This window comes from Streptomyces sp. NBC_01352, assembly GCF_036237295.1.
GTDB classification, from domain to species: Bacteria; Actinomycetota; Actinomycetes; order Streptomycetales; family Streptomycetaceae; genus Streptomyces; species Streptomyces plumbiresistens.
The window spans coordinates 6,947,912-6,973,596 of sequence record NZ_CP108354.1 but is presented as its reverse complement, the minus strand read 5'-3'; the positions used below and the strand labels follow the sequence as shown (position 1 = coordinate 6,973,596).

The 25,685-nt window shown below is 73.3% G+C and carries 17 protein-coding genes and 1 tRNA gene; 13 read left to right on the top strand and 5 right to left on the bottom strand.

Features of this window, described 5'->3' with window-relative positions; all coding sequences use genetic code 11:
• Nucleotides 1-16: 16 nt before the first annotated feature.
• From OG252_RS32385 to OG252_RS32370, 4 genes are all read left to right on the top strand, one after another.
• Nucleotides 17-2,596, top strand: a complete 2,580-nt coding sequence (locus tag OG252_RS32385) for a serine/threonine-protein kinase (RefSeq protein WP_329340510.1) — start codon at nucleotides 17-19, stop codon at nucleotides 2,594-2,596.
• A complete protein-coding gene (locus OG252_RS32380; protein WP_329340508.1) occupies nucleotides 2,597-3,892 on the top strand; it encodes a PP2C family serine/threonine-protein phosphatase in 1,296 nt (431 codons plus the stop codon). It begins immediately after the preceding gene.
• Between the two features lie 100 nt (nucleotides 3,893-3,992).
• Nucleotides 3,993-5,342: a vWA domain-containing protein gene (locus OG252_RS32375; protein ID WP_329340507.1), complete on the top strand. Its 1,350-nt coding sequence runs from the start codon at nucleotides 3,993-3,995 to the stop codon at nucleotides 5,340-5,342.
• 58 nt (nucleotides 5,343-5,400) lie between these two features.
• The gene (locus OG252_RS32370) at nucleotides 5,401-6,951 is read left to right on the top strand and encodes an FHA domain-containing protein (RefSeq protein ID WP_329340506.1); all 1,551 of its coding nucleotides are present in this window, start codon (nucleotides 5,401-5,403) and stop codon (nucleotides 6,949-6,951) included.
• Between the two features lie 14 nt (nucleotides 6,952-6,965).
• Here the strand turns inward: OG252_RS32370 and OG252_RS32365 are convergent, their stop codons facing one another.
• Nucleotides 6,966-7,955 carry a methyltransferase domain-containing protein gene (locus OG252_RS32365; protein ID WP_266439441.1) on the bottom strand — a complete coding sequence of 330 codons (990 nt, stop codon included), beginning with the start codon at nucleotides 7,953-7,955 and terminating at the stop codon, nucleotides 6,966-6,968.
• 107 nt (nucleotides 7,956-8,062) lie between these two features.
• Between OG252_RS32365 and OG252_RS32360 the strand changes: the two genes are divergently transcribed.
• The 9 genes from OG252_RS32360 (at nucleotide 8,063) to OG252_RS32320 (ending at nucleotide 22,090) form a co-directional block, all read left to right on the top strand.
• Nucleotides 8,063-8,476, top strand: a complete 414-nt coding sequence (locus OG252_RS32360) for a globin (protein WP_329340503.1) — start codon at nucleotides 8,063-8,065, stop codon at nucleotides 8,474-8,476.
• A 206-nt stretch (nucleotides 8,477-8,682) separates the two neighbouring features.
• Complete coding sequence (locus OG252_RS32355; RefSeq protein WP_329340501.1) at nucleotides 8,683-11,967, top strand: FtsX-like permease family protein; 3,285 nt, start codon at nucleotides 8,683-8,685, stop codon at nucleotides 11,965-11,967.
• 13 nt (nucleotides 11,968-11,980) lie between these two features.
• Nucleotides 11,981-14,764, top strand: a complete 2,784-nt coding sequence (locus OG252_RS32350) for an ABC transporter permease (RefSeq protein WP_329340499.1) — start codon at nucleotides 11,981-11,983, stop codon at nucleotides 14,762-14,764.
• A 349-nt stretch (nucleotides 14,765-15,113) separates the two neighbouring features.
• Complete coding sequence (locus OG252_RS32345; protein ID WP_266439435.1) at nucleotides 15,114-16,082, top strand: ABC transporter ATP-binding protein; 969 nt, start codon at nucleotides 15,114-15,116, stop codon at nucleotides 16,080-16,082.
• 213 nt (nucleotides 16,083-16,295) lie between these two features.
• The gene (locus tag OG252_RS32340; RefSeq protein ID WP_266439433.1) at nucleotides 16,296-16,991 is read left to right on the top strand and encodes a FadR/GntR family transcriptional regulator; all 696 of its coding nucleotides are present in this window, start codon (nucleotides 16,296-16,298) and stop codon (nucleotides 16,989-16,991) included.
• A 157-nt stretch (nucleotides 16,992-17,148) separates the two neighbouring features.
• The gene (locus OG252_RS32335; RefSeq protein WP_329340496.1) at nucleotides 17,149-18,588 is read left to right on the top strand and encodes a four-carbon acid sugar kinase family protein; all 1,440 of its coding nucleotides are present in this window, start codon (nucleotides 17,149-17,151) and stop codon (nucleotides 18,586-18,588) included.
• Nucleotides 18,588-19,532 (top strand): class II fructose-bisphosphate aldolase, encoded by a 945-nt coding sequence (locus OG252_RS32330; RefSeq protein ID WP_329340493.1) that lies wholly within the window; start codon nucleotides 18,588-18,590, stop codon nucleotides 19,530-19,532. Before OG252_RS32335 ends, OG252_RS32330 begins: the two co-directional genes overlap by 1 nt.
• A 171-nt stretch (nucleotides 19,533-19,703) precedes the next feature.
• Nucleotides 19,704-20,630: an NAD(P)-dependent oxidoreductase gene (locus tag OG252_RS32325; RefSeq protein ID WP_329340491.1), complete on the top strand. Its 927-nt coding sequence runs from the start codon at nucleotides 19,704-19,706 to the stop codon at nucleotides 20,628-20,630.
• A complete protein-coding gene (locus OG252_RS32320; RefSeq protein ID WP_329340489.1) occupies nucleotides 20,627-22,090 on the top strand; it encodes a GntT/GntP/DsdX family permease in 1,464 nt (487 codons plus the stop codon). The genes OG252_RS32325 and OG252_RS32320 overlap by 4 nt, the downstream gene beginning before the upstream one ends.
• Nucleotides 22,091-22,114: 24 nt before the next feature.
• On the opposite strand, the gene OG252_RS32315 is transcribed toward OG252_RS32320, so the two are convergent.
• The 4 genes from OG252_RS32315 to OG252_RS32300 form a co-directional block, all read right to left on the bottom strand.
• A complete protein-coding gene (locus tag OG252_RS32315; RefSeq protein WP_266439426.1) occupies nucleotides 22,115-22,816 on the bottom strand; it encodes a hypothetical protein in 702 nt (233 codons plus the stop codon).
• Nucleotides 22,813-23,262, bottom strand: coding sequence for an acyl-CoA thioesterase (locus tag OG252_RS32310; RefSeq protein ID WP_266439425.1), 450 nt, complete (start codon nucleotides 23,260-23,262; stop codon nucleotides 22,813-22,815). Before OG252_RS32310 ends, OG252_RS32315 begins: the two co-directional genes overlap by 4 nt.
• Before the next feature lie 4 nt (nucleotides 23,263-23,266).
• Nucleotides 23,267-24,931 (bottom strand): energy-dependent translational throttle protein EttA, encoded by a 1,665-nt coding sequence (gene ettA, locus OG252_RS32305; RefSeq protein ID WP_266439424.1) that lies wholly within the window; start codon nucleotides 24,929-24,931, stop codon nucleotides 23,267-23,269.
• 522 nt (nucleotides 24,932-25,453) lie between these two features.
• Nucleotides 25,454-25,529 (bottom strand) — tRNA-Arg (locus tag OG252_RS32300).
• Nucleotides 25,530-25,685 lie beyond the last annotated feature (156 nt).

Here is a 25,685-nt window from a genome sequence, read left to right as displayed (position 1 = left end):
GGGGGACTGCGTCGTCATGAGTCAGGCACAACAGCCCTGCCAGCGGCCCGGCTGCGAGGGGGCGTACGAGGACGTGGGCGGCGGCGAGCTGTACTGCGACACGTGCGGTCTCGCCCCGGTCGTCTCCAAGAGCGGCATGGTCGGCTCACCGCCCACCGGGATCACGGCCGGCGGCCGCGGCTCCCGGGGTTCGTCCGGCAGCGCCGGTTCGCGCGCCAGCGGCCGCAGCAGCTCGCGTACGTCCTCGCAGTCGTCGAAGTCGCGGCGCTCGGTGTCGGGACGGCTGTCGCGCTCGGTGTCGGGCCGGTCCACGGGCCGCTCGCTCTCGGTGCGCAGCTCCGGCGCGGGCGCCGGGTCGTCCTCCCGGGGCCGGCTGGGCGCGGGCCTGGTCGAGGTGCCGGGCGTGCCGCGTCCGGACCCGCGCGCGATGGTCCTGGAGAACCCGGAGGTGCCGGAGCGCAAGCGGTTCTGCTCGCGCTCCGACTGCGGGGCGCCGGTGGGGCGTTCGCGCGGCGAGCTGCCGGGGCGCACGGAGGGGTTCTGCACGAAGTGCGGCCACCCGTACTCCTTCGTCCCGAAGCTGAAGTCCGGCGACGTGGTGCACGGCCAGTACGAGGTCGCGGGCTGTCTGGCGCACGGCGGCCTGGGCTGGGTCTATCTCGCCGTGGACCGCGCGGTGTCGGACCGCTGGGTGGTGCTCAAGGGCCTGCTCGACACCGGCGACCAGGACGCGATGGAGGCCGCGATCTCCGAGCGGCGTTTCCTCGCGGAGATCGAGCACGCCAACATCGTGCGGATCTACAACTTCGTCGAGCACCTCGACCAGCGGACGGGTTCGCTGGACGGGTACATCGTCATGGAGTACGTCGGCGGCAAGTCCCTCAAGGAGATCGCCAACGCCCGCCGCGGCCCGCAGGGCAAGCGGGACCCGCTGCCGGTGGAGCAGGCGTGCGCGTACGGCATCGAGGCGCTCGAGGCCCTCGGGCATCTGCACAGCCGCAACCTGCTGTACTGCGACTTCAAGGTCGACAACGCGATCCAGACCGAGGACCAGCTCAAGCTGATCGACATGGGCGCGGTGCGCAGGATGGACGACGACGAGTCGGCCATCTACGGCACGGTGGGCTACCAGGCGCCCGAGGTCGCCGAGGTCGGCCCGTCGGTCGCCTCCGACCTGTACACGGTCGCCCGCACTCTCGCCGTCCTCGCCTTCGACTTCCAGGGCTACACGAACGTGTTCGTGGACTCCCTGCCCGACCCCGACAACATCGAGGTCTTCCGCCAGTACGAGTCGTTCTACCGGCTGTTGGTCCGCGCCACCGACCCGGACCCGGCCCGCCGGTTCGCGTCCGCCCAGGAGATGGCGGAACAGCTGACGGGTGTGCTGCGGGAGGTCGTGTCGCTCCAGTCGGGGCGTGCCCGCCCGGCGCTGTCCACGCTGTTCGGGCCCGAAGTGCGGGTCACCGACACGGTGTTGTTCCCGAAGCTGGACGGAGAGGTGTCGAGGCTGGGGGCGCGGACGGTGCCCTCCTCGCGGCGGCGTTCCTCGGCCGGTTCCCTCCTGCCCGCCGCCGCCCCCGCCCTGCCGGCCGGCGACGGAGCCGTCACCAACGCGGTCGGCAGCAACGCGGCCGGCACCGCTCCCAGCCTGGTCAAGCCCGCCGACGCCCCCGTCGCCGCGCTCGCCCTGCCGGTGCCGCACGTGGACGCGTCCGATCCCAACGCCGGGTTCCTCGCCGGTCTGATGGCCACCGCGTCCGCCGAGCTGCTGGGGGCGATCGCCGCCGCGCCGACCCCGTCGACCGAGACGCGGCTGCGGCAGATCCGGGCCTGGCTGGAGAACGGCGACACGGACACCGCCCACCAGGCCCTGCTGAAGCTGGAGGAGGAACGGCCCGACGACTGGCGGGTCGTCTGGTACCGGGGTGTCGCGGCGCTCGTCACCGGCGACCACGAGGCCGCCGCGCTCGGCTTCGACGCGATCTACGACGCCTTCCCCGGCGAGATCGCCCCCAAGCTGGCCCTCGGCCTGTGCGCGGAGGTCCTCGGCCAGCTCGACAACGCCGCCGAGTACTACCGCCTCGTCTGGTCGACCGACCCCAGCTATGTCAGCGCCGCCTTCGGCCTGGCCCGCGTCCAGCTCGCCACCGGCGACCGGCGGGGCGCCGTACGGACGCTGGAGTCGGTGCCTGAGTCGTCCATCCACTACACGGCCGCACGCGTGGCGGCCGTCCGGGCGCGGCTGCGGCAGCGCACGGCGGTGGCCGGCGACGTACCCTTCCTGGACGATCTGACGGCGGCAGCCGGCCAGGTCGAGGCCCTGGAGGCGTACGGTCTGGACCCGGCCCGGCGTGAGCAGTTGTCCGCGGAAGTCCTCGGCAGCGCGCTGGACTGGATACTCTCCGGTGGCCAGGGTTCCGCGCCTCTGCCGGCCGCCGGGGGGCGGGTGCTGCTCGGCAGCGGCCTGGACGAGCGGGGCCTGCGCTTCGGACTGGAGCGTTCGTACCGCACGCTGGCCCGGCTGGCGTCGGGCGGCGAGGAGAGGATCGACCTGGTGGAACGTGCCAACCGTTACCGCCCCCGGACATGGGTGTAGTTGATGTCGCAGATGCCCCAGCAGACCGCCCTGTCGAGGTGTCCGAGCTGCGAGGAACCCCTCGAGTCGGGTGACCGTTTCTGCGGTGCGTGCGGATACGACCTGTCCGCCGTACCCGCGCCGCCGGGCGACCACCCGACGATCGCCATGAACGGCGGCGTGCCGCTCCCGCCGGACGGCACGCCCGGCATGCCACCGGCCGCACCGCAGCAGCCCCAGCCGCAGCCGCCGTACGCGGGCTCACCGCAGCCGCCGTTCACGGGCTCACCGGTGTCCCCCGCCTCGGGCGTACGGTTCGACCGGTCGCCGGAGCCCGACGAGTACCCCCTTCAGGCCCCCGATCCACGCGTGGCCACCGACGTCCCGACCCCGCCCGACGGCATCAAGGTGTGCGTGGCCTGCCGGGCCGGCCGGGTCGACAGCGACGGCTACTGCGAGAACTGCGGGCACGCCCAGCCACGGGAGCGCGACCACATGGAGCAGGACATCGGCCCGGTGGCCGCCGTGAGTGACCGCGGTCTGCGGCACCACCGCAACGAGGACGCGTTCGGTCTCGGCTGCGCCGCGCTGCCCGACGGCTCGGCCGCGGTCGTGGCGATCGTCTGCGACGGCGTGTCCTCGGCGACCCGCCCCGACGACGCCTCGCTGGCCGCCTCCCGCGCGGCGAGCGAGTCGCTGCTCGCCGCGCTCCCCCACGGCACGCACCCGCAGCAGGCGATGCACGAGGCGATCGTCGCCGCCTCGCACGCGGTCAACGCGCTGGCCGAGGAGCCCGCCACGGCCCGCGAGCACGCCCCGCACCAGAACGCCCCCGCCTGCACCCTCGTCGGCGCGGTGGTGACCTCCGGGCTGCTGGTCGTCGGCTGGGTCGGCGACAGCCGCGCCTACTGGGTCCCGGTGGACCGCAGCACTCCCCCGGCCCGGCTCACCGAGGACGACTCCTGGGCCGCGCAGATGGTCGCCGCGGGCCTGATGAACGAGGCGGAGGCGTACGCCGACGAGCGGGCCCACGCGATCACCGGCTGGCTCGGCGCGGACGCCTACGAACTGGAGCCGCACACCGCTTCCTTCAAGCCGGACCGGCCTGGTGTGGTGGTGGTGTGCACCGACGGCCTGTGGAACTACGCGGAGGCGGCCGAGGAGATGGCCGAGGTCCTGCCGCCGGACGCCGCGGTGCGCCCCCTGCACAGCGCCCGCGTCCTGGTCGGTCACGCCCTGGACGGCGGGGGCCACGACAACGTAACAGTGGCGGTCGTACCGTTCCCGGCCCCGCCGCAGGGGGCAGGATCGGCCTGAGGGCCGCACACGGGGAAGTCTCGACGGACCGGAGGGGACCGGTCCGTCCACAGTCGTCGCCCCGCCCGAGGCGGGGAGTTCGAGGGGGATTTGAGTAGGTATGGCCAATTTCTCGAAGTCCAGCGTGCCGCAGTTCTCGGTGGACGTGTACCAGAACGAGTTCCTGCCGGAGGGCGGCCGCGAGGTCAACGCGATCGTCACGGTGACCGCGACCGGCGGCGGCACGATCGGAAGCGCGGTCGCGTCGCCCCACCTCTACTCGGCCGGTCAGGGCCCGTCCGCGGCCGTGGCGATCATGGTCGACTGTTCGGGCTCGATGGACTACCCGCCGACCAAGATGCGCAACGCGCGGGACGCCACGGCCGCCGCCATCGACACCCTGCGCGACGGCGTGCACTTCGCGGTGATCGGCGGCACGCACGTGGCCAAGGAGGTCTACCCGGGAAACGGCCGGCTCGCGGTCGCCGACGCCACCACCCGCGACCAGGCCAAACAGGCCCTGCGCAAGCTCAGCGCGGGCGGCGGTACGGCCATCGGCACCTGGCTGCGTCTCGCCGACCGGCTGCTGTCCTCCGCGGACGTGGCCATCCGCCACGGCATCCTGCTCACCGACGGCCGCAACGAACACGAGTCCCACGAGGACCTGAAGGCCTCCCTGGACGCCTGCGCCGGGCGGTTCACCTGTGACGCGCGCGGCGTGGGCACCGACTGGGAAGTGAAAGAAGTCACAGGAATCGCCTCCGCACTGCTCGGCACCGCCGACATCGTCGCCGACCCGGCGGGCCTGGCCGCCGACTTCACGCAGATGATGGAGACGGCGATGGGCAAGGAGGTCGCGGACGTCGCCCTGCGACTGTGGACGCCGGTGGGCACCACCGTGAAGTTCGTCAAGCAGGTCGCGCCCACCGTCGAGCAACTGACCGACCGCCGCACCGAGTCCGGCCCGCGAGCGGGGGACTACCCCACCGGCTCCTGGGGAGACGAGTCCCGTGACTACCACGTCTGCGTCGAAGTCCCGGTCGCGAACATCGGCCAGGAGATGCTGGCCGCCCGGATCTCCCTGGTCGTCCCGCAGCCCGACGGCGGCACGCAGGCACTGGCCGGCGCGCAGGGTCTCGTACGGGCCGTGTGGACCGACGACATGGTCGCCTCCACGTCGATCAACCCCCAGGTCGCCCACTACACGGGTCAGGCAGAACTGGCACAAGCCATCCAACAAGGGCTTGATCTGCGCAAATCGGGAGACTTCGACGGAGCAACGGCCAAACTGGGCAGGGCCGTTCAGCTCGCGAGTGCCTCCGGGAACGCGGATACTGCGAAACTGCTTGCGAAGGTGGTCGACGTCGTCGATGCGGCGACAGGTACTGTGCGACTGAAGGCGAAGGTCGCGGAGGCCGACGAGATGACTCTCGAAACCCGGTCGACAAAGACTGTTCGTGTAAAGAAGTGACCTAGCAGGACCCTGGTAAGACCGAGTAGGACACAGAAGGAGAGGGGGACGCGCCGACATGCCGACCTGCCCGAACGGACACCAGTCGGGTTCCGACGACTGGTGCGAGGTCTGCGGTCACCGCATGGCGGGTGCCGTGCCTCCGCCCCCTCCCCCACCGCCGCCCCCGGGCGGAGGCTACGGCTTCCCGCCACCGCAGGGCCCGGGCACGCAGCCCGGCCCGCCCGGCGGCCGTGCGCCCGAGCCGGAACTGTGCCCGCAGTGCCGTACGCCCCGTGAAGGCGGTGCGCCGTTCTGCGAGGAGTGCCGGTGGAACTTCCTGACCAACACGGCCACGTCGTACACCCCGGCCGCACCGCCGCAGGCGCCCGGCCCCAATCCGGCCGCGCGCTTCCAGCAGCAGCCTCCGGGTCCGTCGTACGGCGGCGGTGACGGCTACGACTACCAGGGCTCGCGCCCCTCGCAGGTGAACCGGCCGGCCGAACCGATCCCGCCGGGCCCGCCGTTCGGCAACGGGCCGTCGGGACCGGGTGGTCCCCGCCCCGGTCAGGGTCCGGGCCAGGGCCAGGGCCCCGGCGGTCCGGGTGCCCCCGGTGGCTACGGCGGTCCCGGTGGTCCGAACGGTCCCGGTCAGGGTCCCGGCGGTCCGGGTGGACAAGGGGGTCCCGGTGGTCCGGGCGCTCCCGGTGGCTACGGCTATCCGCAGCCCGGTGGTCCCGGCGGACCTGGTGGCCCGAGCGGTCCTGGTGGTCCCGGCGGCCCGGGCGCTCCCGGAGGCTACGGCTATCCGCAGCCCGGCGGACCCGGGGGCCCGGGAGGTCCCCAGGGACCCGGCGGACCCGGCGGCCCTGGTGGCCCCGGCGGTCCCGGGCCTTTCGGCGCCGACCCGTCGCGGCCGGTTCCGCCGCCGCCCGGCCCGACCCCGCACGGCGGTCCCGGTGGCCCCGGCGGTCCCGGTCAGGGCCCCGGCGCACCCCAGGCTCCCCAGGCGTTCCAGCAGCCCGGTCCGGGCGGCCCGTCCGGCTACCCGCAGGACCCGAACCGGCAGCAGCAGGGCGGTCCGTCCTTCGGCGGCGGTGGCGGCGACTGGGAACTGCCCCCGCCGTCCTCCGGCCAGGGCCCCGGCGGCGGGTACGGCTATCCGCAGCCCGGCGCGACCCAGGCCCCGCCCGCCCCTCCCGGCCCCGGCTATCCGCAGCAGCCGTCGACCTGGTCGGCGACGATCGGCCCGGACCGCGACTACTTCATGGCGATGATGCAGCGCTCGGGGCCCGAGGCAGCGGGTCTCAACCTGCCCGCGTACTCGCCCGAGCAGCAGCGCGCCCTCACCGGCAACCAGATCACCATCGGCCGCCGCCGGCACTCCACCGGCGACACCCCCGACATCGACCTGGCGGTGCCGCCGGAGGACCCGGGCGTCTCGCACCAGCACGCGGTGCTGGTCCAGCAGCCGGACGGCTCCTGGGCGGTCGTCGACCAGAACTCGACGAACGGCACGACGGTCAACGGCTCGGAGGAGCCGATCCAGCCCTTCGTGCCGGTGCCGCTGCAGGACGGGGACCGGGTGCACGTGGGGGCCTGGACGACGATCACCATCCACCGCGGCTGATCAACGACGGTCGGTCATCGGAGGGGCCAGGCATACGGCCCCTCCGGGTCGTCCAGCCACGCCCACTCGCGTTCGCCGCTGACCGTGAGGCCGTAGCGCTCGCGCTGCGGCTGCCCTTCGCGCTCCCACAGTGCGTACGCCTCCTGCGGGTCCAGGCTGCCGCGGGTCAGGGCGAGCAGGAACCGGAACAGTTCGTCGTCCCTGGCCCGGCGCGGCACGCCGCCCAGCGGGGCCTGCTCCGGCTCGGGCCCGCCGCCGCGCAGCGGCACGAAGTAGGCGGGCGTGTGCAGGAAGTGCCCCTCGGCCTGCCCGGTGTCCGTCACCGTCAGCGCGACCAGGCCGGTGGCGAGCGGGGTGAGGATGCGGGCGCCGGGACGGCACTGGAAGAGCCAGGCGGGCGGGATCGACGGCAGTGTGCAGGTCGCGATGATCCGGTCGAAGGGGGCTCGTTCGGGCACCCCGCGCGCTCCGTCGCCGGTGACGACGACCGGGTGGTATCCGGCGGCCGCCAGATGCTGCCGGGCCGCCTCGGTGATCTCGGGTTCCAGGTCGACGGTGGTGACGAGGCCGTCGTCGCCGAGCCGGTGGGCGAGCAGCGCCGCGTTGTACCCCGTACCCGCGCCGATCTCCAGGACCCGGTCGCCGTCCCGCACCCGCAGTTCGGCCAGCATCATCGCCATCAGCGAGGGCTGGCTGCTGGAGGAGACCAGCTCGCCGTCACGCAGCCGGGTGGCCAGCGGGGCGTCGGCGTAGACGCCGCGCAGCCAGCGCTCGCGGTTGCGCGGGTCGGGGCTCTCGCCCCAGCGCCGCTCGTAGCCGCCCACGACCCCGACGTAGTAGTACGGCACGAACAGGTGCCGCGGCACCGCCAGGAACACCTCCCGCCACACCGGGTCGGCGGCCCACGCCCCGCTCGCGTCGATCTCCCGCACCAGCGCGGCCCGCGCGGCGGCGGCGAGGTCGGTGAGGTGTTTGTGGTCCCGGTCGAGATCGTGCGCGCCCATGGGTCCACTGTCCTGCGGCAGCCGCCCGGAAGCGAGCCGTTGCGCCGGCATGTGCCGAACCAGGGCAGGTCCTAAGCCTTGAGTCCTGGGTCTCCCCGTCTGAGACCATGGGTGACGTGACAGAGATTCGGCGCGGCACGCTTCAGGAGCAGACCTTCTACGAGCAGGTCGGCGGGGAGGAGACCTTCCGCCGCCTCGTCCACCGCTTCTACGAGGGAGTCGCCGAGGACCCGATCCTGCGGCCCATGTACCCGGAGGAGGACCTCGGCCCGGCCGAGGAGCGCCTCGTGCTGTTCCTGATCCAGTACTGGGGCGGCCCGACGACGTACAGCGACAACCGCGGCCACCCGCGGCTGCGGATGCGCCACGCCCCCTTCACCGTCGACCGGGCGGCGCACGACGCCTGGCTGAAGCACATGCGGGACGCCGTCGACGAGCTCGGCCTGTCCGAGGAGCACGAGCACACGCTGTGGAGCTACCTGACGTACGCGGCGGCCTCGATGGTGAACACCCCCGACTGAGCACGACCGACTGAGCTATACCAACTGAGCGATACCGACTGAGCACGACCGTCGAGGCTCGGATTCCGGTCGCACGGCCCCGGATTCCGGTCACAATCCGGTCAAGCCCGGCCCTGAAGCGCTTACCCCCGGCCCGTCCCCTCTGACAACATCGCCCGGAGATCCGGACGACGGCGGGGGAACGACGGAGCACGGCGGGGGGCCGGGTGACGGGGTGGGGTGGGGCCGCGAGGTTCGTCCTCCAGCGTGCCCGGGCGCACCGGCTGCTGCTCGCCGCCGCCCTGCTGACCGTCCTGCTGACCACGGCCGTCCTGGCGACCCTCGCCGCCTACTCGGGCGCGATCGGTGACGCGGCCCTGCGCCATTCCTTACGGGACCCCCGCAACGCCGTCGACACCGCGCTGATCGTCAAGGCCGACGTGCCGGCCGATCAGCGCACGGCCGCCGACGCCGCCGTACGGGACGCGGCCCGCAAGACCTTCGACGGGCTGCCGGTGACCGTGCGGACCATGCACCGGTCGGGCCCGTACGCCCTGCCCCGCTCCCTGCAGCCGCCCGCCGAGCGGTCCGGGGACCCGGATCTGACCTTCTTCGCGGCCCTGGACCGCACGCAGGTGCGGCTCGTCGCCGGACGGCTGCCCGGCCGGAGCGACGACGGCGTCGAGGTGGCCCTCCCGCAGACCGCCGCCCGGCTCCTCGGCCTCGACCCCGGTGACCGCCTCACCGTCACCGACCGGCTCGGCGGCCCGAAGGTGCGCGTCACGGTCACCGGCCTCTACCGGCCGGCCCGGGCGGACGCACCGTACTGGACGCTGGACGACCTGGGCGGCCGCGGGGTCAAGCAGGTCGGCTTCACGACGTACGGTCCGCTGCTCGCCGATCCCGGTGTGGCGGCCGGCGAGGCGGTGAGCGCCGGGCCGTCGGCCTGGCTGGCCTCGGCCGACTTCTCGACGCTGACGACCGGGCGGATCGACGACCTGCGGGCGGCGGCCCGCGCCGGGAACTCGGCGCTGCGGGGGCAGCCGGTGCTCAGCGGCAGTACCGCCGCCGCCACCGACCTGCCCGACGTCCTCGACCGCGTCGACCGCTCGCTGCTCGTCTCCCGCTCGACGCTCCTGATCGTCGCCCTCCAGCTGGTGCTGCTGGCGGCGTGTGCCCTGCTGCTGGTGGCGCGGCTGCTGAGTACCGAACGCACCGGCGAGACCCGGCTGTTGCTGGCCCGCGGCGCCTCCCGCCGCCGGATCGCGGGCCTCGCCGCCCTGGAGGCGCTGCTGCTGGCCGTCCCCTCGGTGGTCTGCGCACCGCTGCTCGCCGGACCGCTGACCCGGCTGCTGGCCGGGCGGGGTCCGCTGGCCCGGATCGGGCTGCACCTGGACGTGCCGGCGGGCGGGCGCGCGGGGGTGTGGCTGGTGGCGGCCGGGGTGGCGCTGGGCTGTGCGCTCGCGGTGACGCTGCCCGCGCTGACCTCGTCGTTCGGCTCCGGGCGGGCGCGTGCGTTGCCCTCCGCGATCCGCGCGGGTGCGGACCTCGGGCTGCTGGCGGTGGCCGCGGTCGCGTACTGGCAGCTGAGCCGCCAGACCTCCGGCGCCGTGACCGGCGACATCCCCCACTCTCGGCTTCGCTCGAGCGGGGGGACCCCCATCGGCGCCCTCGGCGTCGATCCGCTGCTGGTGGCGGCGCCCGCGCTCGCGCTGCTGGCCGGAACCGTCCTGACGCTGCGGCTGCTGCCGCCGGTGGCGCGGCTCGCCGAACGCCGGGCGGCCGGCGGGCGCGGACTGACCGCGGCGCTGGCGGGCTGGCAGATCGCGCGGCGCCCGATGCGCGGGGCGGGCCCGGTGCTGCTGCTGGTCCTCGCCGTCGCGCTGGGCATGCTGGCGATCGGCCAGGGCGCCTCCTGGGACCGCTCGCAGGACGACCAGGCCGACTTCCGGGCCGGGGTGCCGGTGCGGGTCCTGGCCGCCGGGGACGGCGGGCTCGGCCGCACCGACGAGTACGCGGCCGTACCGCAGGTACGAGAGGTCGCCCCCGCCGTACGCACGGAGCTGCCGCTGTCCGGCAACCGGACCGCGACCGTGCTGGCGCTGGACACCGCGCACGCGGCCAACGCCCTGCTGATGCGCCCCGACCTGGCGTCCGAGCCGGTCCGGCCGGTGCTGGCCGGGCTGGGACCGAAGGGGACGTCGGCGGGCGTGCGGGTGCCCGCGGGCACCGACCGGCTGCGACTGGCGGCGACCCTGCGCAGCTCCGCGGGCGCGGGCGCGACGGCGGACGTCACCGTCACCCTCCAGGACCGCTACGGCACCCCGTACCAGGTCCCGGCCGGCGAACTCCCCGTCGACGGCCGCCGCCACACCCTGGACCTGGACGTCCCGTCGGGTCCTCTCACCCTCACCGGCATGGACTGGGTCATCACCCAGCCGGCCGACCGCGCCGAGCAACACCGGTTCGTGCTGGACGAGTTGACCGCCGTGGACCCCGACGGGGCGGTACGGCGGCTGTCGCTGCCCGCCGACTGGAAGGCCGGGGCGGCGAGCGAGGCGGAGGCGGCGGGGCCGGACGAGCCCACCCAGCCGACCGAGCCGCGCCTGAGCACGCCGTCGGGACGGCCCACGGTCGACTACGGCACGGGATACGTCCCCTCCGAATACAACTGGATCCTTTCCGCGCTGACCCTGCGGCTCCAGGTCGTCCAGCCCCCGCCACCCGCCGTCACGGCCGTCGCCACCGACCGCTTCCTCGACTCCGCGGGCGCCCGCACCGGGCAGCGCGTGGACGTGGCGTTCGGCGGCGCGACCCTGCCCGTGCGGATCACGCACTCGGTACGGTCCCTGCCGACCACCGAGGAGGCCACCGGCGGGGCACTGCTGGTCGATCTGCGCTCCGTGAACCGGGTGCTGGCGGCGCGGCACGCGGAGGGCATCACGCCCACCGAGTGGTGGCTGCGGACCGGGCCCGGCGAGGCGGCCGACGTCACCGCGGCGCTGCGGGCGCGGCCCGACCTGGATCCGGCGCAGGTCGTGGTGCGGGACGAGATCGCCGAGCAGCTGCGCGACGACCCGTTCGGCGCGGGCCCCGAAGCCGCGTTCGCCGCGGCGGCCGGGGTGGCGGCGGCGCTGGCCGCGGTCGGGTTCGCGGTGAGCGCGACGGGTTCCCTGCGGGAGCGGGGCGCCGAGTTCGCCGTACTGCGCGCGCTGGGCGCCCCGCGCCGACGGCTGGCCCGCACCATCGCCGTCGAACAGGGGGTGCTGGTGGCGCTGGCGCTGCTGGTGGGCGCCGCTCTGGGCACGGTCCTGACCCGGGCCGTGGTCCCGCTGATCGTCCTGACCTCCGAGGCCGCCCGGCCGGTGCCCCAGGTGCTCGTCGAACTACCGGTCACGGGGGTCGCCGTACTGCTGACGGCGGTGGCCCTGCCTCCGGTCCTGGTCACGGCGGTGCTGGCGCTGCGGCGGGCGAATCCGGTGACGTCGTTGCGCGAACAGGGCGGTGAGTGAGGTGAGTTCGGTGATGACGCCATGGGTGCGGACCAGGCTGCGGACCGCCCCCGGGGCCGCCTGCGCGCTCGCGTTGCTGGTGGCGCTGACCGCGTGTCTGGCCGCCGCGTTCCCCCGGGCCGTCGACCGGTACGGGGACGCCGGACTGCACCGGGCCGTCGCGCAGGCCGGGCCCGAGCGGAGCGGTGTGCGGGTCGCCGCCCCGATACCGAGCCCACTGCTGCCGCAGACGCAGCGGGAGGACGCCCTGCGTCCCGAGGCCCTGTCCCGGCAGTACGCCGATGTCCGCGCCCTCGTCCCCGAGCCGCTCACCGTCGACGGCGGCCAGTCGACGTACGGCGTCAGCACGACCATGGACCTGGTGGCGCCGGACCCCTGGCTGCCGAGGCCGACCGGTCTGCCCGCGCAGGTGTCCCTCGTCGCCCAGGCGGGCCTCGCCGAGCACGCGGACCTGCGTACCGGACGCCTTCCGCGCGCGACCGGCCAGGTGACCTCCCGGGCGGCCGAGGTGGAGGCCGCGGTCACCGTCGAGACCGCCAAGGGCCTGCACATCAAGGCCGGTTCGGTGATCCACGTACCCGGCGTGGAACGCGAGCCCCTCGCCGTCCGCGTCACCGCGATCGTCGCCCCGCGCGACCCGGACGGCGCCTACTGGTCGGTGCGGCCCCTCCTGCGCACCCCCACCCTGGTCCGCCTGCCCGGCCCCTCCTCGGACGCCGACCGGTACTGGCTCGGCGCCCTCCTCCTCGCCCCCGACGCGGCCCCCGCGATCCTGGGCACGCCCGGAAACCCCGAGCGCTACTGGCAGTTGAGCCCACCCACCGACGCCCTCCACGCCCACGACACGGAGCGGCTGCGCTCCGCGATCGCCTCCCTGGAATCCGGCCCGGCACTGCAGAAGGTGCGCACCGCGATCGGCGACCTCGCGGACGAGTACACCGCCGGCGTCACCGACGTGAACACCGACCTCGACGACGTGCTCGCCTCCTACGCCCGGCTGCGCGAGGGCGTCGACCCGCTCGTCTCCGTCGCCGCGTTCGGCACCGGCACGGTCGCCGCCGCCGTCCTGCTCATGGCGGGCGGCCTCGCCGCCGACCGCCGCCGCACCGAACTCGCCCTCCTGCGCGCCCGCGGCGCCTCCCTGCGGGGCCTGACGGGCCGTCTGCTCGCCGAGACCGCGGTCATCGCCCTCCCCGCGGGCGCCCTCGGCCTCACGGCCGCGCTGCTCGCCCTCCCGGCCCCCCGCGCGCTGCCCGCCGTCCTGACGGCCGCGGCGGTCACGGCCCTCGCCTGCGGCGCCCTGCCCCTGCGGGCCGCCGCCGCGCACCGGGCGGTCCGCGTCCACGGGGGCCGCGAGGACGTGACGTCCGTACGTCCGTCCCGCCGCCGTACGGTCGCGGAGCTCACGCTGGTGGTCCTCGCGGCCGGCGCGGTCGAGACCCTGCGCCGACGCGGCACGTCGGGTTCCGCCGGGGACCAACTGGTGTCGCTGGCCCCGGTGTTGATCGGCGTGATCGCGGCGCTGGTCCTGGTCCGGCTGTACCCGCTCCCGTTGCGGGCGCTGGCCCGCCCGGCCCGCCGGCTGCGGGGCGCGGTCGGCCACCTCTCGCTGGCCCGCGCGGGCCGCACCTCCGTCCCGGCGACGCTGCCCCTCCTCGCCCTGCTGACCGCCCTCACCACCGCGGCCTTCGGCGGCTCGGTCCTCGCCGGGGTGCGCGAGGCCCGCGACCACGCGGCCCTGCTCACGGTCGGCGCCGACGCCCGCATCGAGACGACCGGCCCCCTGCCGACCGCCCTGCCCGACCGGATCCGCCGCGTACCGGGCGTGGACGGGGTGGCGGAGGCGAGCATCGCGTATCAGGCGAGGCCGGAGGAGGGGCGGGAGACGGTGGCGCTGGTGGGGGTGGATCCCGGGGAGTACGCGGCGTTGGCGGGGCGGGTGGGGGTCGGGGGGTTCGGGGGAGGGGAGTTGAGGGCGGCGGCTGGGGCGGGTTCCGGGCCTGCGACCGGGTCGGGTTCCGGCGAAGGGGGATCGGGGTCGGCTCTGCCCGCGCTGGCCTCCCCGGCCACCGCGGCGACGTACGGCACCCGCCCGTTCCCGGTGGGCCTGGAGGACGGGAGCACGGTCACCGTGCGGATCGTCCTCGTCCGGGACCGCACCCCGGCGGTCTCCGGCGCCCACTTCCTGGTCGTGGACCGCGCCGGGCTGAGCGGCACCGCGGCCCGTCCGACGGCACTGCTGCTGACCGGCGACCACCTGGACGCCGGGGCGCTGCGCCGGGCGGCGGGCGACTCCGCGGGCATCCAACTGCGGTCCGAGGAACGCGCGCGGTTCGTCGACTCACCCCTCCAGTCCGGTGCCGAACGCATCTACACCACCGCGGTGGCGGCCGGCGCGGGCTACGCCGTCCTGGCCCTGCTCCTCGCCCTCCTGCGCGCCGCCCCCGAACGCACCGCCCTGCTGGCCCGCCTGCGCACCATGGGCCTCACCCGCGCCCAAGGCCGCCGCCTCCTCGTCCTGGAGTCCCTTCCCCAGGCCGTCCTGGCAGCCCTCGGCGGCACCCTGACAGGCTGGGCCGCCATCCGCCTCCTCTCCCCCGGCATCGACCTGACGACCATCGCCCTCGCCTCGACACAGACCGCCCCGACCAGGGCCGAACTCCACACGGACGCCCTGTCACTGACAGTGCCGGCGATCTCGGTGCTCGTACTGGCGGCGGGCGTGGCGGCAGGCCAGGCGTGGTGGTCGGGACGGCGGGGATCGGTACGGGAGTTGAGAGCGGGGGATGCGCGATGAACGCCAGCGGCATTGGCAGCGGCCGTCGCGGCTTGGGTGAGCGCAGCGGGCGCGGCTGCGGTCGGTGGCGCGGGGCGCGCGGCGGGCGCAGCGCGCGTGACTGGCGAAGCCGCTGTGGCACCCACACCCACCCCAGCTGCGGGCAATCGTGCCGCTGGGGCGGCTCCCGACCCACAGAGACCGGCACCCCGCAGCGCCGGGCCGCGCGACCCACCCCCGCCCAGCTCCCACCCCGGGCACCGGCTCAGGAGGTGGTGGGCAGGCGTGGGCGCAGCGGCACCCCGCGAGCGCCGGGCTGCGCATCCCACCCCTCCGCAACCGCCCCGCGCACCGGCTCAGGAGGCCGCCAATGACAGCCACCAACCCCACGCTCACCGACCTCGCCGACCGAGCCACAGCGCACCGCAACCGCCCCACCTACGGCCACGACGCCCTGATCACCTGCGACCGCCTCGTCCGTATCTTCACCACGGACGGCATAGAGGTCCAAGCCCTCCAGGGCCTCGACCTCCTGGTCCGGGAGGGCGAACTCATGGCCCTGGTCGGCGCGTCCGGCAGCGGCAAGTCCACCCTCATGAACATCCTCGCCGGCCTGGACACCCCCACCGCCGGCGCCGCCCGCGTGGCCGACCGCGACCTCCTCACGATGACCGCGAAGGACCGCCTCGCCTACCGCAGGGAAGTCGTCGGCTTCGTCTGGCAGCAGACCTCCCGCAACCTCCTCCCCTACCTGACCGCCGCCCAGAACGCCGCCCTGCCGATGCAACTGGCCGGCCGCACCCGCACCCCCAGGTCCCGCCGCGCGCACACCGACCGCGCCCTGGAACTCCTCAGCCTGCTCGAGATCGCCGACTGCCGCGACCGCCGCCCGCACCAGATGTCCGGCGGCCAGCAACAACGCGCCGCCATCGCCGTGGCCCTCGCCAACAACCCCGCGGTCCTGCTCGCCGACGAACCCACCGGCGAGCTCGACTCCCACACCGCGGAACAGGTCTTCGCCGCCTTCCGCACCGCGAACGAACAGCTGGGCACCACCATCGTCATCGTCACCCACGACCAGGCGGTGGCCGGCGAGGTCCGCCGCACGGTCGCCATCCGGGACGGCCGTACCTCCACGGAGGTCCTGCGCCGCAGCGAGGTCGACGCGACGACCGGCCACGAGACGGTGGTCGCCCGCGAGTACGCCATGCTCGACCGCGCCGGCCGCCTCCAGCTCCCCGCCGACTACACCCGCGCCCTCGGCATGCGCGACCGCGTGGCCCTCGAACTGGAGCCGGACCACATCGGCGTATGGCCGGACGACAGCGAGCGCGACTGAGCGCGACGGCGCAGCACTGCGCACGACTGCGCACGCACCGTAACCGAACAGAAATACGGCACGGGTATTGACGCACCCCCGACCCGCTGTCATGGTTACCGGCATCGAGACATCAGATGTCTGACGTCAGACGCCTGATCCCCTCGATGCCGCCACGGAGCCCAGGCCGTACGGTGGCTCCAGACCCGCCCACGCCCGCCCGGAGGCCCAACGATGTCGCTCTCCGAAGACCTCGCCGAGCGCCTGCTCAGCGCGATCATCGACGGCACCTACCCGCCGGACGCCGCTCTCCCCCCGGAGGCGGAGCTCGCCGAGCAGTCCTCCGTGAGCAGGCTGACCGTACGCGAGGCGGTGAAGCAGCTGCGCGCGCAGAACGTCGTACGCGTGGTCCGCGGCCGCGGCACCTACGTGAACGCCCCGGACCGCTGGACGGCCATGGCCGCAGTGATCCGCGCCGCGTCCCACACCTCGCACACCTCGCTCTCGGAGCGCCTCATCGAGGCCCGCCGCCTCATCGAGAACGGTGCGACGGAACTGGCCGCGCTGCGCCGCGACGAGACCCACCTCGCGGAGCTGCGCGAGCACCTCGCCACGATGCGGGAGGCCGCCGACGAGGCCGACACGGAGAAGTTCGTGCAGGCGGACATCGACTTCCACGCCACGGTGATGCGGGCGACGAACAACCTCTTCGTCCCGCTCCTCTTCGAGCCCTTCGGCGCACTCCTCGCCGAGGGCCGCCGCGAGACCTCCGCGATCCCGCAGATCCGCGTCAACGCGATCGCCCACCACGAGGCGGTCCTCCACGCCCTCGAGTCCGGCGACCCGGACAAGGCCCGCGAGGCGATGAGCGCCCACATGAACCAGACGGCGCACGACTACCGCACCCACGTCCTGAAGTCCGGCGAGTAACAGAGCCGAACCGGCCGTACGCGGCCCGCGGGCGGGCACACCCACCCGACGGTCACCCGCCCCGCCTCCCCTTCACACAGCCACGCACAGCCACGTCTCTATACAGCCACGCCTCTATACAGCCACGTCTTCACCTACCCACGTCCCAGGAACCGCCATGTCCCTACCCCGTCATGCCCTCCCGGAGCCCGAGGTCCTCGCCGGTCTCCCGCCCGTCAGAGCAGTCGCCCCCGCCGAAGTCGCGGCCCGGACGGCGAAGGCTCCCCGCCTCGTCGTCCTGGACGACGACCCCACCGGCACCCAGACCGTCAAGGACATCCCCGTCCTCACCACCTGGACGGTCGAGGACCTCCGCTGGGCCCTGCGCCAGACCAGCCCCGCCTTCTTCGTCCTCACCAACACCCGCAGCCTCTCCCCCGACGACGCGGCCGGCCGCAACCGCGCCATCGTCCGCGCCCTGAACGAAGCTTCCCGGGCCGAGAACATCCCGTACGTCATCGCCTCCCGCGGCGACTCCACCCTGCGCGGCCACTTCCCGCTCGAAACCGACGTCCTCGCCGAGGAGTTGACGCGTGCCGGAGCCGCCCCCGACGGCGTCGTCCTCGTCCCCGCCTACATCGAGGCCGGCCGCCTCACCGTCGACTCGGTCCACTGGATGCGCACTGCGGACGGCCTTCTCCCGGTGGGCGAGAGCGAGTTCGCGAAGGACGCCACCTTCGGATACACCTCCTCCGCACTCCCCGAGTGGGTCGAGGAGAAGACGAAGGGCCGCGTCCCCGCCGACAAGGTCCTCCGCATCACCCTCACCGACCTGCGCACCGGCGGCCCCGCCCATGTCGGCGAGCGGCTCCGCACCCTCCGCGACGGCGCCACCGCCGTGGTGGACGCGGTCTGCGACGACGACCTCCGGGTCCTCGCCCTCGCCGCCGCCGAGGCGGAGGAGACGGGCACCCGCCTCCTCTACCGGGTCGGCCCCTCCTTCGTCCGCGCCCGGGCAGGCCAGTCCGCCCACCCCCCGCTGACCACCCCCGAACTCGCCGCACTGCGCGCACCGTCGCCGCACGGCCTGATCGTCGTCGGCTCCCACGTCTCCCTCACCACCCGCCAGCTGAACCGGCTGCGCGAACAGACGGGCGACCTCACCGAATACGAACTCGACGTGGCCCAACTCCTCGACCCGGCCCGCCGGGACCCGCACATCCACGAGATCGCCACGGCCGCGGCGGCCGCCCTGAAGGCGACCGACACAGTCATTCGCACCAGCCGCACAGTGATCACGGCAACCGACCCCGACGAGAGCCTCGCCATCTCCCGCAACGTCTCCGCCGCCCTCGTCGAGACGGTCCGCCTGATCACCGCCGCCCGCCGCCCCGCCTTCGTCGTCGCCAAGGGCGGCATCACCTCCAGCGACACCGCGACCCACGGCCTGGAGATCCGCCGCGCCTGGGCCCGCGGCACCCTGCTGCCCGGCATCGTCTCGCTGTGGCAGCCCGTCGACGGCCCCGCCGCCGGCATCCCCTACATCGTGTTCGCCGGGAACGTCGGCGGCGACGACGCCCTCGCCGACGCCCTCGCCCTGCTGAGGAGCGCCGCCTGATGCTGCTGACCGGCCCCGAGGGCCTCAAGGCCCTGACCACCGCGTACGAGACCGGCCGCGCCCTGCCCGGCTTCGTCGCGTACAACCTGGAGACGGTCCAGGGCATAGTCGCCGCGGCGGAAGCCAACCCCGAATCCCCGGTCCTGATCCAGGCAGGCTCGAGCGCCTTCAAGCACGCGGGCCGCGACGCCCTGACGCGCCTCGCGCTCGACGCGGCCGCCGCCTCCCCCGCCCCGCTCGGCGTCCACCTGGACCACAGCCGCGACCTCGACGAGATCACCGCCTGCCTCCGGGCCGGCTACACCTCCGTGATGATCGACGGCTCCCACCTCCCCTTCGCCGAGAACATCGCCCTCACCCGCGAGGCAGTACGCCGCGCCCGCGACCACGGCGCCTGGGTCGAAGCCGAACTGGGCGCCCTGGCGGGCGACGAGGACGTCTCCACGAACGCCACCGCGGCCCCCACCGCCATGACGGACCCCGCCCAGGCAGCCGAGTTCGTGGTCGAGACCGGCGTGGACGCGCTGGCGGTGGCGGTCGGCAACGTCCACGGCTTCACCACCCACCCCGTACGCCTCGACCTGGACCGCCTGGCCGCGATCCACTCCACCGTCCCGGTCCCCCTGGTCCTCCACGGCGCCAGCGGCCTCCCCGAGGACCAACTCCTCGCCGCCCTGCCCCGAGGCGTCGCCAAGATCAACGTCAACGCCGAACTCCGCCGCGCCTACCTCCAGGCGGTGAACACCCAACTCCCCACGGCACTACCGGTTTCCGACGTGGTCAGCCTCTGGTCGGCGGCCCGCGACGCGGTAGCGGAAACGGCAACCCGCATCATCACCCAGCTCACGCAATCCAGCCCCTCCACCACATCCAGCCCTCCCACCACATCCATTCCCTCCACCACATCCAACCCTCCCGCCACATCCAGCCCCTCCGGCGTTTGAGGAGCGGGGTCTGGGGCGGAGCCCCAGGTTCGGGACGGGAAGGGGCGGAGGGGGCGAACCCCCACGAGCCCAGCCCCCACGCACCCGCACCCGCACGACGCCCCAGCCCCACACTCCCCTCCCCTCCCCTCCCCGCTCGCTCGCTTGCTTGCGAAAGAAAGGCACCCTCCAATGACCCCCCGTCCCCACACCGCGGTAATCGGCCTGGGCGCCATGGGCCTCCCCATGGCCACCCACCTCGCCGCCCACCTCCCCGTAACGGCGTACGACATATCCGCACCCCGCCTCGCCCAGCTCACCGAGGCCGGCGGAACAACCGCCCCCACCCCCGCCGACGCGGCCCGCCACGCCGACCTCGTCCTGCTCGCCGTACGCGACCAACAGCAGGTCGACAACGCCCTCTTCGGCGAGCACGGCGCGGCCGAAACCCTCCGCCCCGGCACCACCGTCATCCTCACCAGCACGGTCGGCCCGGACGCCGCCCGCACCACGGCCGCCCGCCTCGCGGAACACGGCGTCCTCACGGTCGACGCCCCGGTCAGCGGCGGCCCGGTCCGCGCCGGGAACGGCGATCTCCTCATCGTCGTCGGCGCCGAGGACAAGGCCCTCGCCCTCGCCCGCCCGGTCCTCGACCTGCTCGCCTCCACCCTCACGGTCGTCGGCCCCCGCCCGGGCGACGGCCAGTCCCTCAAGGCGATCAACCAGCTCCTCGCCGGCGTGCACATCGCGGCCGCCGCGGAGGCGATCGCGCTGGCCCGCGGCCTCGGCCTCGACCCGGCGACCGTGGTGGAGAGCCTGCGGCACGGCGCGGCCGGTTCGTTCATGTTCGCCGACCGCGGTCCTCGCATGGTCGAGACGTACGAGAACGAGACCGCCCCCGAGGTGAAGTCCCGCCTCGACATCTTCGTGAAGGACATGGGCATCGTCACCGGCATCGCGAAGGACGCCCACGTCCCGGTCCCGCTCGCCTCGGCCGCCCAGCAGCTCTACCTCCTCGGCGAGCGCGCCGGTCTCGCCGCCCACGACGACTCCTCGGTCGTCACTCTCCTGTCCCCGAAGTCCGCCGCCTCCCCAGCCCAGAAAGGAGAGGGACGATGAGTCACACCACCCTCCTCCTGATCGCCGCCGCCGGCGTCGCCACCCTCCTGCTGCTGATCCTCCGCGCCAAGGTCCAGCCGTTCGTCGCCCTGGTCGTCGTCTCCATCGGCGTAGCCCTCACCGCGGGCGTCCCGGCCGCCGACCTGGTGAAGACCATCGAGGACGGCATGGGCTCCACGCTCGGCCACATCGCCACGATCATCGCCCTGGGCGCGATGATCGGCCGGATCGTCGAACTCTCCGGCGGCGCCGCCGCGTTCGCCCACTCCCTCATCGACCGCTTCGGCTCCAAGCGCACCCCGCTCGCGCTCACCGTCGCCGGTTTCGTCCTCGGCATCCCGGTCTTCTTCGAGGTCGGTTTGATCATCCTGATGCCGATCGCGTACGGCGTCGCCCGCGCCTCCCGCAAGCCGCTCCTCGTCTACGCCCTCCCGATGGGCGCCGCGATGCTGACGGTGCACGCCTTCCTGCCCCCGCACCCCGGCGCGGTCGCCGTCGCCCAGGCCATCGGCGCCGACCAGGGCCTGGTCCTGCTCATGGGCATCCCGGTCACCGCGGTCGTGATCCTGCTGGGCTACCTGATCTCCCGCCGCATGACCCGCCGCGAATACCCGATGGACCCGGACCTGCACGCGGAGATCTACGGCGAGGAGACCACCCTCGAAGCAGCCGGCGCACCCGGTACCCCCGGAACGCCTGGAGGTTCCACTCCCCAGGCCGACGACGGCGGCCACGGCACCACCGTCCTCACCAAGCCGGCCCCGACGACCACCACCGCGGCCGTCCGCCCGCCCTCCTTCGGTACGGTCCTCACCCTGATCGTCACCCCGATCCTGCTGATCCTCGCCGGCACCCTCGGCCAGAACCTCCTCGCCGACGGCTCCGCACCGCGCGCCGTCCTCACCGTCCTCGGCGCCCCCATGGTGGCCCTGCTGATCGACGTGGCGCTGTGCGCGTACGTCCTCGGCGCCCGCCGCGGCTGGGACCGCGCCCACATCGCGAGCGTGATGACGTCGGCCCTGCCGCCGGTGGCGATGGTGATCCTGGTGGCGGGCGCGGGCGGGGTCTTCGGCAAGGTGCTGGTGGCGAGCGGTATCGGCGACGCGATCGCCGACGTACTGGACCGCAGCGGCCTGCCCGCGCTCCTCCTCGCCTTCCTGACGGCGCTGGCCCTGCGTGCCGCCCAGGGCTCGGCCACGGTGGCGCTGATCACCACGGCGGGCATCCTCGCCCCGCTCCTGCAGCGCGCCGACCTGTCCACCGGCCAACTCTCGCTGGTCGCGCTGGCGATGGGCGCGGGCGGCCTCGCCGTCTCGCACATCAACGACGCGGGCTACTGGATGTTCACCAAGCTGGCGGGCCTGGACGTGGCCTCGGGCCTGCGCACGTGGACGGTCCTGACGACCGTCATGGGCGTCCTCGGGTTCGGCCTGACCGCCGCCCTGTGGCCGCTGGTGTAGTGGTGGCCGCCGGTGGGGCCGGGGTCAGCGGACGCTGACGTCCAGCGCCCCGAGTCCCGCCCTGCGTACGGCGATCGATCCGTACGGCGTGCGCAGCCTGAGCCATGCGCCCGACGAGAACAGCGCCAGCGGCGTCTCATCGGGCGCACTCAAGCCGGCGGCGGGCACGGCCGGACGCAGGAATCCGAGCGACTGGGCCGCGTGCACGGCCCGCACCGGCAACCCGGTGTCCCCGACCGTCCGGGACCAGATCTCCCGCCCGATCCGGTCGAGTTCGGCCCTCGTACGCGCCTCGGGCGCCAACTCGTCCGTACGGGACCGGAATTCGGCGATCACGGCGGCGACCATGGCCCGCAAGGCGTCCGGCGCCGGCAGCCCCGGCTCCACCCGCCAGCCACGGCGCGGTGGCAGCACCCCGGCCCACGGCGGCCCGGTCACCGCCTCCGGAACGCCCGCGGTGACCGCGGCCTCGTCGATGGACTCCAGGAGCTCACCCGCGGACACGGTCACGTCCAGCGTCACGTCGAGTCCGTCCTCGTACGGCTTGGCGAGTCGCACCGTACGGATCGCGAGCACCTCGAAGGACGGTGGCCGTCCGAAGACGGCGAGTGCGGTGCCGGCTCCCTGGAGGCGTACCGCGGCTCCACGGTCGTAGTGGAGCAGCCGGGAGAGGAAGGCCGCGAGATCCGCCGCCTCCCTTTCGTCGGCCAGGTGGAGCACCGTCATGCGGCGACGGCCTCCCCCTCGTCCTCGTCCTCCTCGGAGGCCTCGGAGGCGTCGCCCCGGTCGTCCCGGTACTCCTCCAGGAACTCCCGTTCCTCCGCGGTGAGCCGCCGTGGCCGCTGCGCCTGGAAGTCGAACGGCACGATCACCGTCGCGGCCTGGACATAGACCTGGTCCGGGTCCTTGACCTCGTAGTTGATCGTGAAGGACGCCGCCCTTATCTCCGTGACCCACAGCTCGATGTCCACCGGTGTGTGCCGGTGGACCAGCTGCCGCTTGTAGTCGATCTCATGGCGCGCCACCACGGACCCCTGCTTGAAGTCCTTCTCCGGGCGGAACAGGAAGTCGATACGGGCTTCCTCCAGGTAGCGGAGGAAGACCACGTTGTTGACGTGGCCGTACGCGTCCATGTCCGCCCAGCGCAGCGGGCAGCGGTAGATGTGCCGCAAGAGATCAGCCCCGAGTCAGCTTCTTGTAGGTGGCGCGGTGCGGACGAGCCGCATCCGGTCCGAGCCGCTCGATCTTGTTCTTCTCGTACGACTCGAAGTTGCCCTCGAACCAGAACCACTTGGAGTCACCCTCGTAGGCGAGGATGTGCGTGGCCACCCGGTCCAGGAACCACCGGTCGTGGGAGACGACCACAGCCGCGCCCGGGAACTCGAGCAGCGCGTTCTCGAGGGAGCCCAGCGTCTCCACGTCGAGGTCGTTGGTCGGCTCGTCGAGCAGCAGCAGGTTGCCGCCCTGCTTGAGGGTGAGCGCGAGGTTGAGACGGTTGCGCTCACCACCGGAGAGGACACCGGCCGGCTTCTGCTGGTCCGGACCCTTGAACCCGAAGGCGGAGACGTAGGCGCGCGAGGGCATCTCGACCTGGCCCACATTGATGTAGTCCAGCTCATCGCTGACGACGGCCCACAGCGACTTCTTCGGGTCGATGTTCTCGCGGCTCTGGTCGACGTACGAGATCTTGACGGTGTCGCCGACCTTGATCGAACCGGAGTCCGGCGTCTCCAGACCCTGGATCATCTTGAAGAGGGTGGTCTTGCCGGCACCGTTCGGACCGATGACCCCGACGATCCCGTTGCGCGGCAGCGTGAAGCTGAGGTCGTCGATGAGAACCTTCTCGCCGAACGCCTTGCTGAGGTTGTTCACCTCGACGACCACACTGCCCAGACGCGGGCCCGGCGGGATCTGGATCTCCTCGAAGTCCAGCTTCCGCATCTTGTCCGCCTCGGCGGCCATCTCCTCGTAACGGGACAGTCGCGCCTTGGACTTGGCCTGACGCCCCTTGGCGTTGGACCGCACCCACTCGAGCTCTTCCTTGAGCCGCTTCGCGCGCTTGGCGTCCTTCTGGCCCTCGACCTTGAGGCGGGAGGCCTTCTTGTCGAGGTACGTGGAGTAGTTGCCCTCGTAGGGGTGGGCGCGGCCGCGGTCCAGTTCGAGGATCCACTCGGCGACGTTGTCGAGGAAGTACCTGTCGTGGGTGACGGCGACGACGGTGCCGGAGTACTTCGCGAGGTGCTGCTCCAGCCACTGCACGGACTCGGCGTCCAGGTGGTTGGTGGGCTCGTCGAGCAGCAGCAGGTCGGGGGCCTCGATCAGCAGCTTGCACAGCGCGACGCGGCGCTTCTCGCCACCGGAGAGGTTGGTGACCGGCCAGTCGCCGGGCGGGCAGCCCAGCGCGTCCATGGCCTGCTCCAGCTGGGCGTCCAGGTCCCACGCGTTGGCGTGGTCCAGGTCGTCCTGGAGCTTGCCCATCTCCTCCATGAGCGCGTCCGAGTAGTCGGTGGCCATGAGCTCGGCGACCTCGTTGAAGCGCTTGAGCTTGCCCATGATCTCGGCGGCGCCGTCCTGCACGTTCTCCAGGACCGTCTTGGACTCGTCGAGAGGCGGCTCCTGGAGCAGCATGCCGACGGAGTAGCCGGGGGACAGGAACGCGTCACCGTTGGACGGCTGCTCCAGTCCGGCCATGATCTTGAGAACGGTGGACTTACCGGCACCGTTCGGACCGACCACACCGATCTTCGCGCCGGGCAGGAAGCTCAGCGTCACGTCGTCAAGGATCACCTTGTCGCCGTGCGCCTTGCGCGTCTTGCGCATGGTGTAGATGTACTCAGCCAAGAGAAACCGTCCGGCAGCTTGAATTCTGGCAGTGGGCAGATACACCCCATCTTGCCTGACGGCTACCCCTCGAAGGAAACGCGTTCGGTCGGGCACCCGTGACCTGCACGTTCACCGGCCGCACGAGTAGCCGGCCTGTCACTGGTCGTCATCGCCGGCCGCTGCGGGACACCACGTCACATGTCCAGTGCGCTCAGTTCGCGCCGAAGAACCACGCGGGCGGCCCGGGTCGCGTCTCCATGGGCCTGCCTTGCCGTCTGATAGCTCACCGACGTCAGCGAGCCACCGGAAGCGAGTATCTCGCGTACGTCTCGCAGCGAGTGATAGGACGCGTCGATCGCAGACATCACCGTGTCGGTTGCCGTGAGGATCAGCCGTTCACGCGCCTCATCACGCCGCCCAGCGTGGCCCCCACTCCCAGCACAGCCCCAAGTCCCGTCCCGACCAGCGTCGTCCACTCCACGGCAGGGATCGAGCCATAGGGGAGCTACAGAAATGCCCTCCCGAAGGAGGGCGAACACTTGGCGCCCCCGGCAGGACTCGAACCTGCGGCCAAGCGCTTAGAAGGCGCCTGCTCTATCCACTGAGCTACGGGGGCCGGGTGTGGTGGCCTCTGTCGTGGGTGTGCCCGGGTGTGGGCCGTGCCGTGACGTTGCCGGGGACAAGGATAGGGCTCCCGCGTCCTCGTCCCTGTTGCTTCGCCTCCGTGGCTCGATGTGGAGGTTCGGTGAAGCGGTCCTGATAATCGCAGGCA